The following is a 13,208-nucleotide window of genomic DNA, read 5'->3' as shown; positions in this document are numbered from 1 at the left end:
TATACTAAACAAAAAAAGGAGGCTGTTGTTTTGGATATCACCAAGATTGGCAAGTTTATCGGTGCACTCCACCGTCGCTTTCAGATTGCCATGAATCACGAACTGACGCTGCCCGAGATCAATGCCAGCAACGCCAATTTTCTGCTCTTCATCAATGAGCACGACGGCGTCACGGCCAAACAAATTACGACCGAGCTCGCCATCAATAAAGGCCTGGTGAGCCGCGAACTGACCCGACTTGAACACGCCAGTTACATCACCAGAACCCCCGATGACAGCGACCGCCGAATCACTTGGATTCGTATCACGCCTAAGGGAAAAGCCGCCTGCAAGACGATTCGCCAGCTCAAGCAATCGCTTTGGGACCAGGTTCTGGGCGACGTCCCTGCCAACGATGTTGAACGGGTCTATACGCAGTTGGAAGCCTGGAGTGAGCAGGCTAAAAAGTTTGATCAGACTAAATAAACGCAAAAACAGCCAGTCACGGCTCGACACTTTGTCGAACCATGACTGGCTGTTTGCTTATGTGCTTATTATTCCTTGCGTTTCAGCTTGAATCCAAAGACGCCTAAGACCGCAACCAGCAGTGCAATCCCCCAGAACGGTGAGGTTTGTTCACGACTGTTGGTTTGTGGCAGGTCGGCCGCAGCTGATTTTGAAACCGCCGGCTGATCCGCCTGTGTGCCCGTCTTGGCGGTTAAATCCACCTTAGCGGCCGCACCACCCTTGGCAATAGTCGCACTCTTTTTACTATTGGCAAGCTGAGCGGCTTGACCACCATTTGTCACCTTCTTGGCAGCCGCTTCTTTTTTATCGGCTGGCTTAGAGGTTGGGTTAGTCGGTTTAGTCGTTGGCTTATCCGTGTCTGGCGTAACTTTGTCGGCAGCCCCACCTGACTTAGCGTAAACGTAGGTCACAGTAAAGTCGCTGTCTCCCAATGTCCCACTGGCGTTAGCTGGCGTCGTAACCAACTCGTACCCGTCCAAAACGTTGGCAGCTGGACTAGTCGTATAGGTATCGCCACCCTTCCCCGTTACTAGTACATCCGGTGCGACTGTGGTCCCATCCGCCGTTTGATAGTGAACGGTAACCGTAATCGTTTGGTCCGGCGTGACAACTGGCGGTATAACGTCTGGTGGCGTGACCGTCCCAGCGTTCTTGGTATAAACGTAAGTGACGTCAATCGCAGTATCCCCGTAAGTTCCAGCGGCATTCTCCGGCGTTGTCTTCAAGGTATAATCCTTAATGACTAAAGGCTCCGTTGTATAAGCATCACCAACCATGCCCTCCGGTAATACCTTAGCCGGCGCAATCTCGTTTCCTTCCGTATCCTGATAGTGAACGGTAACTGCTTGTGCTTTAGCAGCAATGGTATATGGCGTATAAACAGAAAAGTCCAATGCCCCATCTCCGTTATTCCCCTCGAAGTAAGACTGACTCAAATAGTAAGAATAAGGGAGTTTATACGTTGTGAACCCATCAAAACGAACAGCGGTTGACCCCGGCATAACCTGATCAGGAATTTCTGAATAAACAATATTCCCGCCAACAACAGTATCTATACCCGCTGGTAAAAAGTTATAAATCTCTGTCGTGGTGTGGTAAGCCCATCCATAACCAATTTTAGGTGTCAACGCTGATTGATAGTTTTGTGGCAATTTAACCACAATCGGGGTCGTATATGTTCGTGATTCCCCATCAACTACAACTGGATCATTTATAATCAGTTGGTTGTTGAAAGTGAACCGCTTCGTATATTGAGCCGCATTCAACGAGGATAAATCAGAGATATAATTGTACGGAATCTCCAATTCGATAATGTTCTTCAGTCCCGCAATCGGGGATATATCAGTAATCCGGTTACTAGATAATTGTAAATATGTCAGCTTAGATAAGGCACTGAGCGGAGTGATATCCGTAATATCCCCGTTATACCAACCTTCTCCAAGATTTAAATTATTAATTAAATCGAGTGAGGTTAAGTTTGTGGCATATTGTAGCCCCTCTAGTGAAAATGAAGTTTTTCCATCAATATAAGTTGACGTCCAGTTTTCTGAGAATTGGCCATTGTCCGTGGACAACGTTGTTAGTAACAGCATGTCATCCTTGGTAATCTCACTTGCATCAGCCCATGTCTTCCCAAGCTTACTATTATTCAACGTCCATAAAACCATACCTTGAAGGCGTTTATTCGGCATCCACTCATCAATCGACTGGTCCGTCTGAACGGCCGCAGCCGCAGCAACCGGAGCCGTCGTCACGGGCTGTGGCGCTGGCATCGACCGTAAGCGTGGATTAACCTTGGTCTTAGACGGCGTCACTTCGGTTACTGGTTTAACATTCTCTGTTTTATCGGGGTTTGCCGTATTCTTGTTGGTCACAGCTACGTCCGGAGTCACCACCGGCGCTGGCTTCTCGACTGGGTCACCTATATGCCGGTTGTCTTGTGTTTCTTCAACAACGGGCGGCGTATTTTCTGGTTCCGCCGGTGTCTGCTTTTCTGCCGCATCAGTCGCTGGCTTTTCAGCGTCCGATGTCACGTCCGCATCGGGTTCATCCGCTACGGGTGGAACCGTCTCGTCTTTTTGGTCCGCCGTCGTCTTCAGCGTGACCTGTTGTTCCTGAGTGGTGGGCTGTTGAACGACCTGCTGGGTGTCATTCTTTACCGTATCATGATCAGTCGTCTCCGCATGAGCCGTCTCGGTTCCCACCGTCGTGACCAAGAAGAAGCTGGTTAGGATTCCCGCAAAAATCCAAGTTTTCCCCTTCTTGTACATCTTATAATGTTCTGATCCACCGCACTGTTTCAACATCATACTCACTCCCTAAGTACTTGTCCGCATGCTTCACATTCACCTATTAATTTAGCATCTCAATTAATTCTCTCCCTAAGGTCATTATATTGATTAACTTATGGAATGTCCACACCCCAGAAACTATTTATGACATACTACAAAATTGTGACTAAAATGTAAGCGACTGAAACCACCACCAAGCTTGACCTTTAAATAAACAAGCTAGCAGCGTGACACCCATAAATTAGTTTGTTTTTCATGGGTACATCATTAAAAAGTTGTAACAAAAAAACGAACCGAGTCGTTCTGCTCAGTCCGTTCAGTCATTCTGCTTATGGTTCTTTACGCTTAAATTTGAATCCGAATGCACCTAAGACCGCCACTAACAGTGCAACACCCCAGAATGGCGAGGTTTGTTCACGACTGTTGGTTTGTGGCAAATCGGCCGCAGCTGACTTCTTCACTGCTGGCTGGTCTGCCTGCGTGCCCGTCTTGGCAGTTAAATCTACCTTAGCGGCCGCGCCACCCTTGGCCACAGTTGCGACGGTCTTGCCACCACGTTTGCCAGTCAAGGCATCCGCTTGGCCACCAGCCTGGGTCTTCTTAGCCGGCGTCTTCTGCGTCGTAGCTGGCTTAGTGGCAGGCTTAGTCCCCGGTTTCGTCGGCTTGGTCGTTGACTTGTCCGTGTCCGGCATGACCTTGTCGCCCTCTCCGCCAGCTTTTTCATAAACGTAGGTCACGGAGAAGTCACTGTCGCCCAATGTTCCGCTGGCATTAGCTGGTGTGGCGACTAGCTTGTAGCCATCCGGCACGTTAGCCGCTGGACTCGTCGTGTAGGTGTCGCCGGCCTTGCCAGTTACCAGCACATCTGGCGCGACCGTGGTGCCGTCCGCCGTTTGATAGTGAACGGTGACCGTGATCGTTTGATCAGGTGTAACCACTGGTGGCGTCACGGTCCCGGCGTTCTTGGTGTACACGAAGGTCACCTCAGTTGGTGTGTCCGTGTAGGTCCCTTGGGCATCCCCTTGCGTTTCCTTATAGGTGTACCCGGTGATGTCGGGGTGAGCAATGTCATAGGCCGTCCCCACCTGACCAGAGGCCACCGTGTCGGCTTGAATCGTGGCCCCGGCTTCATCCTGGTAATGCACGGTCACGGACGACGTGGCTTCTTTGTAAACGAAAGTCACCGTCTGGGGCGTGTCGGAGAAGGTCCCAGTCGCATTGGCTGGTGTCTCAGTCAGTTCGTAACCGGCAAACTCTTTCGTTGGCGCCGTGTAGCCTTCACCGATTAGCCCGGTTAAGGTTTCTGGGTCAGCCAATTTCTGGCCAGACTCATCAACGTAATTGACTGTTACGTCCTCGGCAGCATCTGCCTTAACATAAGGCGTTACCATCGCTACGGTGATGCCGTTAACAGAATCCGAAAAGATCGTATCCAAGAAATACGTATAATCTTCCTGGACCAGGTATGGATACGTTTCACTCAATGGGTTGTAGGTCTGCCCTGGCATAATCTGGTCCTTGATATCTGAATAAGTAATCTGGCTATCAGTTACTGTCGAAGAAGCTCCTACCCAAAAGATTCGAACGGTTGGCGTTGGGTTCTTCGCAGTTGGATTGGAGAGTGGGATTGCAACTGCTCCTCCCGGCGTACTTGCTACAAAAGTGCTCCCTTGTGGTGCTTTTACGGGATTAGACATGATGTATGAACCTGTTCGTGGCACATAAGCTAGGTTGTTCACTACATATTGCTGGCCAATTGAATAACCGGCTGTATATTGTGCTAGGTTCAATGTAGAAAAATCAGCGATACTATTGGTCACCATGGATAGATACGTAATTTTCTTTAACCCGGTAATCGGCGTAATGTCTGAAACACGGTTCCAAGCAAATTGTAGCCACGTCAGATTGACTAGTCCTTTTAATGGCGTTAAATCCGTAATATCTCCCCGCATAGCATAGGGCGCTCGATCCAAGTCATTAGCAAGATCCAAATAGGTTAAATTAGTTGCATACTGCAAGCCTTCCAAAGAAAACGACGTCTTGCCATCAATGTACGTAGTAGCATATGCTTGCACATCAAGACGATTCAGCAACAACATATCTGCCTGTGTAATATCGTTGACACTACTCCAGGTTTTTCCAGAAGCTGAAACTTCAGGATTAAAATAATCATTTTTAGCTGTAAGTGTATTAAATACCACCTGCTGCAATGTCTTGTTCGGCATCCACTGATCAATCGACTCCTCAGCCTCAGCAACGGGTTGAGCCGCCGTCACGGCTGGTGTTGGTGTCGGCGTTGGTGCCATTGACCGCAAGCGTGGATTAACCTTCTCAGCCGTATTAACTGGCGTCACTGGTTGCTTATCGGTTGGTGGCGTGACCTCATTATTGGTCTGATCAGCCGGTGCGTCTGCGGCAGGTTTTTCCGTCACCTTACTGCCATCCGTCGAACCCGTTTTATCTGCGTCTGGTGCTGGAGTTGCTGGTAAATCAGCGGCCCCGTTTTCATCTGCCGTGTCGCCATCTGAATTGCTAGTCGCATCCGGCGCCGGTGTTGTTTCCGATTCCTTAGCGGGTGCCGCCACCGGGTCCTTCGCGCCGTCACTCGGCGTGGAGGTCTCAGTATCTTCCTTAACCGCCGCATCAGCTGGCGTCTGTGATTGTTGCTGCTGACCGAGCGTCACCTGTTTCACTGGTGCTACCGATTCCTTGGTCGCCGTCTCTTCACCGGCCGTGGCGGCGTCACTAGTATCCGCATGCGCCGTCTGACCGCCGAAAGCCCCCAAGGCTAACGTGGCTGTGACGATGCTGGCAAAAATCCAGGTCTTCCCTTTTTTATACATCTTATAGTGTTCTTTGGTATTAAACATACATAACAGTCCCCTCTAAAAACATGTTATCGTGGCTCACTCACCGCATGAGTAATTGTTGATCCACCCGTTTTTGATGCAAAACGGTCTATGCTCTTTACGAATATAATTATAACGACTTCGAGTTTTAAAATCTACTAAACGGTCGAAACGTTTAACAGTCACATTCGTCAGTTTAACTAATTTACACACAAGATAAATTTGTGATTTAATTGCCTACATTCCGGTCATTATAACAAGTAAGACGGTTTAACCTTTTCACAAAGTCTGGCCATTTTTTCGTAAAAACCGTTATGTTACAAATTTTAAATTGTGTAGAAAGAAAGGCCATTAACCAATCCTACCAAGCGGCCCTTAATTGGCCCCTTTTACAAAATACCGTGCCAACTAACCCCTTCCAGTAGGTGGCGTCGTCAGAACGTGCTACACTCAATGCAACAAATCTCGAGGGGGGCCTCCACCATGTTATGTGATGCGCATTGTCATCTGGATGGCAGTTCTGAACTCGCCGCACTTCAACGCGACGAACACATTTTAGCCTTGATCAATTGTCAATCACCCACCGAATGGGAAACCAATCGCCAGCTCGTTGACGGCCATCAGCCATTGAGCTTTGGTATTCACCCCTGGCAGGCCACCGAACTGCGCTGGTCCGAGATCACGCCCTATCTGGAAGCCACCAACATTATTGGCGAAATCGGCATGGACAGCGTTTGGACGGATGTGAATCTGCTGGAACAGGCCCGCATTTTTGAGGCCCAGCTCCGTTTTGCCCACGACCACCGCAAACCGGTCGTACTCCACACCAAGGGCTGTGAGCGTGCCGTGTTGACCAACATTCAGAAGTATCCCAACCGCTACCTGGTTCACTGGTACGCCTCGCCCGAGTATCAAGCGGATTACATCCGCCTCGACTGTTACTTCACGATTGGTCCCGACGTCCTGACCGACCCGGCCGTCACCCAACTGGCCAAGACCATTCCCCTCAACCGCCTCCTGATTGAAACGGATGGTCTGGCCGCCGTGACTTGGGCCCAACACCGCCCGGTCACGGTGACGGACTACCCGATGATTCTCAAACAAAGTCTGCGCATCATTGCCAATCTACGGGGCATGGCGCCGGCCGAGTTGGAAGCGACCGTTTACCAAAATCTCCAGCAATTTCTGTCATAACGGCACAAAAAGAGGCAACCAGGAAATTCCCGGTTGCCTCCTTTTAGCGCTTTAAAGCCTTAATCCATTAGTTGTTAAGCGTTGCATTTAAGCGATGAATCTCATTTCGGACGGATTGGGTCACACCTTTGAAAGACAAGTAACCTAACCAACGACTAACCCGTTGATTCCGACCGAAACATGGTTAATAAGTAATCCAGTATTGCAGGCCGGCAGCTAAGATACCACCAACCAGTGGGCCACACATTGGTACCCAAGCGTAGCCCCATTCGGCCGTTCCCTTGTGGGGGATTGGCAAGATGGTGTAGGCCAGACGCGGACCCCAGTCACGGGCCGGGTTCAAAGCGAACCCAGTCGTGGAACCTAAGCCCATCCCAACGACCATGATGACCAGACCAACGATAAACGGCTTCAAACCGGCCGTGAAGTTCCCTAGGTTCAAGAGAACGAAGACGAAGGCCCAAGTGGCAATCGTTTCAGAGAGAAAGTTGTACAGTGGGTTCTTGATAGCGGGCTTCGTGGAGAAGATTCCCACGTGGTTACCGCTGGCTTCGTCAGGAGAATCTTTAAAATGAGGATAATATTGAATTGCAACTAACGCGGCCCCGACGAAGGCCCCCAAGAATTGACCCAACAGGTAAGGCACAACGTCCGCCCATGGGAAGTAACCAAACAGTGCGAACCCAATGGTAACGGCTGGGTTCAAGTGGCCTTGTGAACCGAGTAACCCGGCAACGTAGACCCCCATCGTTACGGCCATACCCCAGGCCACACACACGTAGGTCCAGTTTGACCCCTTAGCGTAGGACTTGTTCAAGTTAACACTAGCCATGGTCCCAACACCCAAAAGAATCAAAACCAGGGTTCCAAAAAACTCACCAATAAAGCCATTCATAAAATAACACCCTCCTCTTAATATGTAATGGAATTAATAAGCGCTACGGATAGTCTAACACAATCTGTAAGGATTGTAGATACTGAAATGTTAACGGTTACAGATTAATCGCTTAATATGAGAATTCAATGTGAATTCTGTCAAAGTTTGTTACCGCAACTAACCGCCGTCCCGGCACAGCTTAGGTCGACTTTTTAGCGACTAGTTCTTATGAACTTTTTGAACAATTAGAGCCTGATGACAACTAGTCACGGCATTTCACCCGGATCATCCAACCCTTGTTACATTACTGACATACACACAATGGTAACCGCAATGATGTCACCCCGTAATCAATTTGTTACAGCCATACGTTATCTTAGAAGGAGTCACAAGCACCACAAATAACTTACATATGAGGGATTAAAATTATGAAAACACTTAAAAAAGTTAGTTTGGCCGTGGCCTTCGCCGCTGCCTTAGTACCTGCGCTGAGCCAAACCACCGCGCAGGCCAACAGCACCAACACCATCGTCAGCACCAGCAACATGCCCAACACCGCCTACACGCGCAAGAGCGCGACCGGTTGGACCTACAACCTGAGTGGCACTGCCAGCGATATGAAATTTGGACAGAAAACGCACTACCTAAAGAACTACCCCCACACCACGTGGCACGCCACTAAGAAGCGGTACATCGTCAAGAAAAACGGCGTGAAGTACCTGTACTATTACGTCACCAACGGCAAGAAGACCGCTTCCGGCTGGATCTGGCACGGTTACCTACAGAAGAAGAGCTACGCCCACACCAGCACCGCTACAGCCGGTAACGGCACGTACAGCGCCATCTACAGTGAGGCCAAGTCCCTGCTAGGTAAGCCTTACGTGTACGGCGCCAATGGTCCCAGCTCGTTTGACTGCTCCGGCTTCACCAAGTACGTTTACAATAAGGCCATTGGCCAAACGCTGCCCCGGACGGCCCAATCCCAGTACGATACCTACACCCACGTGAGCGCCGCCAACGCCAAGGCCGGCGACCTGATTTTCTTCGGTACCAGCAAGAATAACATCAGCCACGTCGGCATCTACAAGGGGAACAACAAGATGATCGACGCCCAACTCCGCGGCGTGGTCAACGAAGCAACCAACGTTTCGTGGTGGCACACGGTAGGGTATTCCCGACCAGCTAGCTTGAGCTAAGGTTACCAGGCAGCCACTTATAATTTATTTTAGTATAATGGACTTGACTGATTTGGTTGCAGCGAAAGGATGGGGCCAAATGACAACTTGGCAAGACTTCAAAAAGACTATTCATTCAATTTCTAAAGATGACATGACTGTTATTGATACCCTCTCTGCTTTACAGGCGGAACGCATTCGACGGGGAATTTCACAGTCGGAACTGGCAACACGGATTAACATGTCCCCCGCCCAATTAGCTAGCATTGAGCGTCTAGATTCCACACCAACCTTAGCCACACTCAATCGTTACGCTCACGGATTGGACCTAAAGATCAAGGTTTCCGTTGTTTCCGCCTAAGCACCTCCAATACCACTTAATCCTTTTAAGGTCTGAGATTACCTATCTCGGACCTTTTTTGCGTCTAAATCACTAATTTCAAGATGAGTAAAGGCCGCACTCCTCACAAATTGTGGCAGTGTTTTACTGGTCTGACCGTTGTCAGCGACCAGAGGCAACTTCGCGGACACAGCAGCGGTAGCGAAGATTGCCGCCGGGAACGAAAATCAGCAACCAACAGAAAAAGCACCGCCACAAAATTGTGTCGGTGCTCGGTCATCTACTCTTCTATTATGCTGGTGTTAAGCCAGAGCGGCATTGTTGTTCCCGCCGTTTAAAATCTTGAAGAAACTGGCCAGTTCCTTCTTACGGTAAGCAGCTGGTACGAATTCCCGGATGGTTTCCAGGTCAAAGCCAGTGGCTAACTTGTTCTGATCGACAACAATCGGGTTCTTTAAAATCCCCGGATTCTTCTGCAAGAGGTCAACGAGTTCGTTCATCCCCATGTCTTGTACGGACGCAGGCAAGGCCTTGTAAGCCTTAGAACGCGTTGAGATCAGGTCGTCGGTGCCTTCTTCAGTTAAAGAAAGCATGTAAAGAATTTCATCCTTGGTTAAAGGTTGTTTTTTAATGTCGCGAGCGGTAAAGATGGCATCGTGGTTCGCCAACCATTTCATGGCTTTAGTTACCGCAGTCGTTTTAGCGTGAAAGTACATTTTGATCATAGAATCGCCCTCCAATTGATTATCTTCGATGAGGTACTTGGATTAGCACTCTTTTAGTTGAGTGCTAATTATGTTTCTCATTGTACACCACAATCTGGAATGATGAAACCCATTTTACTCGGTCTAGGCCACCTTTTAACAATTTCTTCAGATTCTCACGATTTGGCTAGCCTGTTCGTCCACTTTTCATGGGCTTACAATACACTCTATCAGGGGAATGCAACCGTTTTACGGTGGAAAGGTGAAGATTGTTTGAAGATGCTCGCTAGAACTTGGAGACAGTGTACCATTTTCAGGAAAACGGTGTCATTGATGTGAATCAAGTTTGAAGGAAAACTTAACAACCCACCGAAAAATTTGTATTCTCCGGTGGGCTGCATTTATATTTTCTATCCTTGTTGGTCGACAGCGTTGTAAATCGTGCCGTTAGAAATCTTCCAGCCAATCCCAATGGTCTTGGCCTTAGGGTTGATCAGGTTGTCCCGGTGACCCCAGTTGGACTCAGCATCGTGGTAGAGGTACTGGTCGGCGGCGTTGGTGCCAGCCTTCTGGTAGTCGCCCACAAAGCCCTCATCGGCCATGTACAGGCATTCAGAGCTCAGGCCCTCGTTGAAGTCGATGCCAAATTTTGGTCCTTCTTCGAGGTAGACCGTATTACCCGCGCTATCGTAGTGGGTAATATCGCCTAATTTCGCACAGTCAGCGGCCCGTTGGTTAGCCAAATTCGTCAGGTCGGTCGCAATCGTCAGTGGTGCGGCGCCTTTCTTGGCCCGTTCCTTGTTGACCATGGCTAAAAAGTCAGCGTTGGCCGCTTTGGCGTTAAACGTAGCCGCCGTGGTCTGCGTCGTGGTCGAGTCATCGTTCTTCGTCGTAGTGGTGTTGGTGGTGGTCGTCGTCTGGATCGTCTTAGTCGACTTCTTAGGCGCAACCCCCTTCTTCAAGTAGCTCCGCAAGATCCAGCCGCGAGCCTTCTTCGTGGTGATGTAACTGTAGACGGCCTTCTTGTGGTTAGCCTTGCGAACCGTGCTCTGCTTGGTCACGTACAGCGTCGTGTATTTGTAGTTCTTGGCGTGGTGGGCAACCTTGGTCAGCTTATTGGTCTTGTAAATGGTCCCCTTCGTAACATGGTACGCGGTCTTCTTGACCTTCTTGGTGCTGAGTACCTTGGCACCAGTCTTGGCCGCAGCCGGCGTGGTCGTGGCACTTAAACCGACCGTCGCAACGGCCAGAACAGTTAAAGCTAAATAAAACTTTTTCATCCTGTTTTCCTCCTGAAAATTCATTTTAAAAGCCTATGTACAAAACGAGGTGCGTGTTCGAATTGAAATTACTGTCAATTCACAACCGTTTACCTCGTTAAATATATCACTTACGCTAAAGCGGCGCAAATTGGGATGTTAATAGTTACCGAATAACACCGTCTGACTTGCCACTGCTGGTAACTTTACCTATGCTTCTGCCCTTATCCTATTTGCCTAGTTACAAAGTTAATTGGTTGGATCATCAGACACCGGCCACCAGGTCGTGTCCCCAGCTTCTTGGCCTTCTAATACCCCCATTGCGGTAACCCGGAACCGACCAACCCGCGGAGCAACTGGGATGTCACGGCCATAATCGTAAACGTCGACGGTCACCCGCCCCTGCTTATCCGTATCGGCCATGAACGACGCCTGCTTAACTTGATGTGGGTCTCGATTGAAGTCCGACAAGTGCCGATCAATCCAGTTATCCAGTTGCTTCGAGGTTAAGTGTAATGCCGCACTGTTGTCAAAACCAAAGGCCTGCCCCGGTTTGCTAGAAACCTTGTTCAGATTGGCTAGGTCGCTCTCGCTCCCAACCACGGTCAGTTGTTTATTTTTAAGCGTGACCTTGTAGACGTTAAAAAGTCGTCCATTTAAAGTTGTGCGCAACAAATAGGTATCGTCACTAAGTTGTTTGTAAGTGGTCGCATCGTTGGCCCCCCAACCGTTTCCCGTATCATAGACGGTATACTTCGGCGTGAAGCTATCCTTTTGGCCATCGATTCCCTGATTACTAATAAAGAATCGGGTTCGACTGTAGGGTTCCTTCTTTAGCGTTTCGGCGTCATCGTATTTGCTTGGTGCTGGCTTATAAATGTGCGTCGACCAGGTCCCAACTAGCGCTGTCGGTGCCCCGGTCGCCCAGGAACCATTGGTGTCGCCAATCACGTACGCCCGGTTAAACTTGGGCGCACTGGACTTTATCCAATAAAATCGATCTGCAGAATACCGCGTTAACTTCACGGTAAACTCATCCCCGTTAGTCTGCTTCCCAGTCAACTTGTACTCACCAGAATCTCCATTTAGGGTTGTAATCTTTCCGCCAACAATTGTTTTCTGTGCCTTAGAAGATAGCCGCCAGTACCAATTGTTATGTTGATAATAGAACTGAGAATACGTCAATTCATTCTGCGATTGGGTACTCGGATCTTCAGCATTCTTCCCCATCAATGGGGACAGCAACGTCGTCAACGCTGAGGGCTTAGGCGTTTCCGCTTTAGTCGCGGTGGCTTGCTGATTGCCGGTCTTGTCGGCAACCTTGGTCGACTGACCGTCCTGGTGACCACTCCTAGAGTTGGCTTGTTTGCCACACCCTGCACCTACGACGGCAAGGGCCACCAGCAAACTCAACCACAATATTCTTTTTTTCATCCTTTTCGTTAGCTCCTTAAGTCTGCTTCAACTAAATATGCTGAAAGATTATATATCCCGCTACCACCAAGTCTGGCTATTCTTAGGGGCATGCTTAAATCTTGTCATTGTAGTTAGCTTGCCAGTCTTACCACTTGCCATTTTTATTTTTTTATTAGTGAGCTTTTGAACCCGATAATAATAAGTGTGCATGCCTTTTCCTATGCGGGAGTCGTGATACTTACCTTTGATCAAATAGACCTTTCCCATTTTCTTATACTTAGTATGACTGATGGCTGGCAATTGTTCGCCCTGCGTCTGTTTCATGAACACCGTAGTCTTAGTTGCTTTAGACCATACGCCAATCTCACGTTTGATTTTACTCTTAAACTTTTTGTTCTGAATAAATGTCGGTAAGCCTTTATGCCAAGTTGCAGCCTCACCGGTTATCGCTGCCCCCCCAACACTGATAGCGACAACTAGAGCAGATAGCCCTGTCTTAATAAACTTGTTCATCTTGTTATTTCTCCTCTTCTGTACGTGAGTCTTATTTTCAAAATTCACCTATGTACGAAAACGAGGCAAATTGACTTGTCACC

The 13,208-nt window shown here is 48.9% G+C and carries 11 protein-coding genes; 4 read left to right on the top strand and 7 right to left on the bottom strand.

The window, feature by feature from the left end; translation table 11 throughout:
• Positions 1–30 precede the first annotated feature (30 nt).
• Positions 31–465: a MarR family winged helix-turn-helix transcriptional regulator gene (locus EKM84_RS05930; protein WP_164511332.1), complete on the top strand. Its 435-nt coding sequence runs from the start codon at positions 31–33 to the stop codon at positions 463–465.
• A 68-nt stretch (positions 466–533) separates the two neighbouring features.
• On the opposite strand, the gene EKM84_RS05925 is transcribed toward EKM84_RS05930, so the two are convergent.
• Complete coding sequence (locus tag EKM84_RS05925) at positions 534–2,813, bottom strand: MucBP domain-containing protein (protein WP_164511331.1); 2,280 nt, start codon at positions 2,811–2,813, stop codon at positions 534–536.
• Positions 2,814–3,127: 314 nt separating this feature from the next.
• Positions 3,128–5,668, bottom strand: a complete 2,541-nt coding sequence (locus EKM84_RS05920; RefSeq protein ID WP_125764678.1) for a MucBP domain-containing protein — start codon at positions 5,666–5,668, stop codon at positions 3,128–3,130.
• Positions 5,669–6,130: 462 nt separating this feature from the next.
• On the opposite strand from EKM84_RS05920, the gene EKM84_RS05915 reads away from it, so the two are divergent.
• The gene (locus EKM84_RS05915; RefSeq protein ID WP_125764676.1) at positions 6,131–6,841 is read left to right on the top strand and encodes a TatD family hydrolase; all 711 of its coding nucleotides are present in this window, start codon (positions 6,131–6,133) and stop codon (positions 6,839–6,841) included.
• A gap of 184 nt (positions 6,842–7,025) precedes the next feature.
• Here EKM84_RS05915 and EKM84_RS05910 read toward each other — a convergent pair whose 3' ends face one another.
• On the bottom strand, positions 7,026–7,736 hold the full coding sequence (locus EKM84_RS05910; protein WP_125764674.1) for an MIP/aquaporin family protein: 711 nt from the start codon (positions 7,734–7,736) through the stop codon (positions 7,026–7,028).
• Between the two features lie 410 nt (positions 7,737–8,146).
• Between EKM84_RS05910 and EKM84_RS05905 the strand changes: the two genes are divergently transcribed.
• Both EKM84_RS05905 and EKM84_RS05900 read left to right on the top strand, forming a co-directional pair.
• On the top strand, positions 8,147–8,914 hold the full coding sequence (locus tag EKM84_RS05905) for a C40 family peptidase (RefSeq protein ID WP_125764672.1): 768 nt from the start codon (positions 8,147–8,149) through the stop codon (positions 8,912–8,914).
• A 79-nt stretch (positions 8,915–8,993) separates the two neighbouring features.
• Positions 8,994–9,254 (top strand): helix-turn-helix domain-containing protein, encoded by a 261-nt coding sequence (locus EKM84_RS05900; protein ID WP_125764670.1) that lies wholly within the window; start codon positions 8,994–8,996, stop codon positions 9,252–9,254.
• 281 nt (positions 9,255–9,535) lie between these two features.
• Here EKM84_RS05900 and EKM84_RS05895 read toward each other — a convergent pair whose 3' ends face one another.
• The 4 genes from EKM84_RS05895 to EKM84_RS05880 all read right to left on the bottom strand — a co-directional run bounded on the left by EKM84_RS05895 (position 9,536) and on the right by EKM84_RS05880 (position 13,125).
• Positions 9,536–9,958 (bottom strand): Spx/MgsR family RNA polymerase-binding regulatory protein, encoded by a 423-nt coding sequence (locus EKM84_RS05895; RefSeq protein WP_125764668.1) that lies wholly within the window; start codon positions 9,956–9,958, stop codon positions 9,536–9,538.
• 389 nt (positions 9,959–10,347) lie between these two features.
• Positions 10,348–11,217 (bottom strand): CAP domain-containing protein, encoded by an 870-nt coding sequence (locus EKM84_RS05890; protein WP_164511330.1) that lies wholly within the window; start codon positions 11,215–11,217, stop codon positions 10,348–10,350.
• Between the two features lie 228 nt (positions 11,218–11,445).
• Complete coding sequence (locus tag EKM84_RS05885) at positions 11,446–12,630, bottom strand: hypothetical protein (RefSeq protein WP_125764664.1); 1,185 nt, start codon at positions 12,628–12,630, stop codon at positions 11,446–11,448.
• 60 nt (positions 12,631–12,690) lie between these two features.
• The gene (locus tag EKM84_RS05880) at positions 12,691–13,125 is read right to left on the bottom strand and encodes a hypothetical protein (protein ID WP_125764661.1); all 435 of its coding nucleotides are present in this window, start codon (positions 13,123–13,125) and stop codon (positions 12,691–12,693) included.
• Positions 13,126–13,208 lie beyond the last annotated feature (83 nt).

This window comes from Levilactobacillus mulengensis, assembly GCF_003946045.1.
Lineage (GTDB): Bacteria > Bacillota > Bacilli > Lactobacillales > Lactobacillaceae > Levilactobacillus > Levilactobacillus mulengensis.
The sequence above is the reverse complement of the archived record's forward strand: the minus strand, read 5'-3'. Positions and strand labels throughout refer to the sequence as shown.